This is a genomic window from Vibrio sp. Y176, from assembly GCF_033438945.1.
In genome coordinates this window covers 1-1,538 of record NZ_JAWOQS010000061.1, presented here as the reverse complement: position 1 = coordinate 1,538, position 1,538 = coordinate 1, and the positions used below count along the sequence as shown (strand labels likewise).

At 45.4% G+C, this 1,538-nt stretch carries 1 protein-coding gene and 1 pseudogene; one reads left to right on the top strand and one right to left on the bottom strand.

Annotation, left to right across the window (positions count from 1 at the left end; genetic code table 11):
• Nucleotides 1-1,329: 3-hydroxyacyl-CoA dehydrogenase NAD-binding domain-containing protein (locus R7O13_RS24040; RefSeq protein WP_318304822.1), on the top strand; the 1,329-nt coding region annotated here is incomplete at its 5' end.
• A 64-nt stretch (nucleotides 1,330-1,393) separates the two neighbouring features.
• Here the strand turns inward: R7O13_RS24040 and R7O13_RS24035 are convergent.
• Nucleotides 1,394-1,538: pseudogene (locus R7O13_RS24035) on the bottom strand (CG2 omega domain protein); the annotation flags it as partial.

The following is a 1,538-nucleotide window of genomic DNA, read 5'->3' as shown; positions in this document are numbered from 1 at the left end:
AAAGGTTTTGCACAAGGGCAAGAGCTTGAAGCGAAACGATTTGATGAGCTTGTGATGAGCTCCGAATCGAGAGCATTGCGCTCTATCTTTTTCGCGACTACTGATATGAAGAAGGAACACGGCACGGATGCACAGCCAGCAGCGGTGAAAAAAGTGGGTGTTCTTGGTGGCGGCTTAATGGGCGCTGGGATCAGTCATGTAACGGTAGCAAAAGCAAAAGTGCCTGTTCGAATCAAAGATGTGAGCAATGACGGTGTGTTGAATGCGCTTAACTACAACTACAAGTTGTTTGAGAAGCAGCGTAAACGTCGCATCCTGTCGAAAGCCGATTTACAGGCGAAGATGTTGCAACTGTCAGGTGGCGTAGACTTTACAAGTTACAACCACATTGATGTTGTGATCGAAGCGGTTTTCGAAGACTTGGATCTAAAACAACAGATGGTTGCGGACATTGAAGCAAACGCAAAATCTGAAACTATTTTTGCTACGAACGCGTCTTCGTTACCAATCCACAAGATTGCAGAAAAGGCAGAGAGACCAGAAAACATCGTCGGTTTACATTACTTTAGCCCAGTAGAAAAAATGCCGCTGGTGGAAGTGATTCCGCATGAAACAACGTCTGATGAAACCATTTCGACAGTTGTCGCATTGGCTAAGAAGCAGGGTAAAACCCCAATCGTTGTGAAGGACAAAGCTGGCTTTTACGTAAACCGCATTCTTGCGCCTTACATGAATGAAGCTGCGCATATCTTGCTGGCAAATGAGCCGAGTGAGAAGTTAGATGGTGCGTTGTTGGATTTCGGCTTCCCCGTTGGGCCAATCACGTTACTTGATGAAGTTGGTGTTGATATTGGCGCGAAGATCATGCCGATTCTGGTCAATGAGTTGGGCGAGCGATTCAAAGGTCCTGATGTATTCGATATCTTATTGAATGACGGTCGCAAAGGACGCAAGAGCGGGAAAGGTTTCTACACTTACAAAGGTAAGAAGAAAGAAGTCGATAAATCCATCTACAAGCTACTCAAACTGACGCCAGAATCGAAGCTCAGCGATAACGATATTGCGTTGCGCTGTGTACTGCCAATGCTTAATGAAGCAGTACGATGCTTGGACGACGGTATTATTCGCTCTCCGCGCGATGGCGATATTGGTGCGATTTTTGGTATTGGCTTCCCTCCATTCCTTGGCGGGCCATTCCGTTATATGGATCAATTCGGTTTGAAAGAACTGGTTGAGAAAATGAACGAATTTGCATCGAAATATGGCGATCGTTATGCGCCATGCGACGGACTGCTGACTAGAGCGGGTGAAGGTCGTACCTTCTACTAAGTGCTTGAAACGCTGAACATTAAAAAGGCTTGCATCGCGCAAGCCTTTTTTCGAACAGAAGTGTTTATTTCTTCTTGTCTTTTTTATCTTTGTTATGCCCTTTACCTGGGTTGTCATCGCCATGCACGCTAGCGTTTCCTTTTTTGTCTTTATCATCCCAGTTTTTAGAAGAGCAATCGTCGGATTTGACGGAAATATTGTCACCGCTT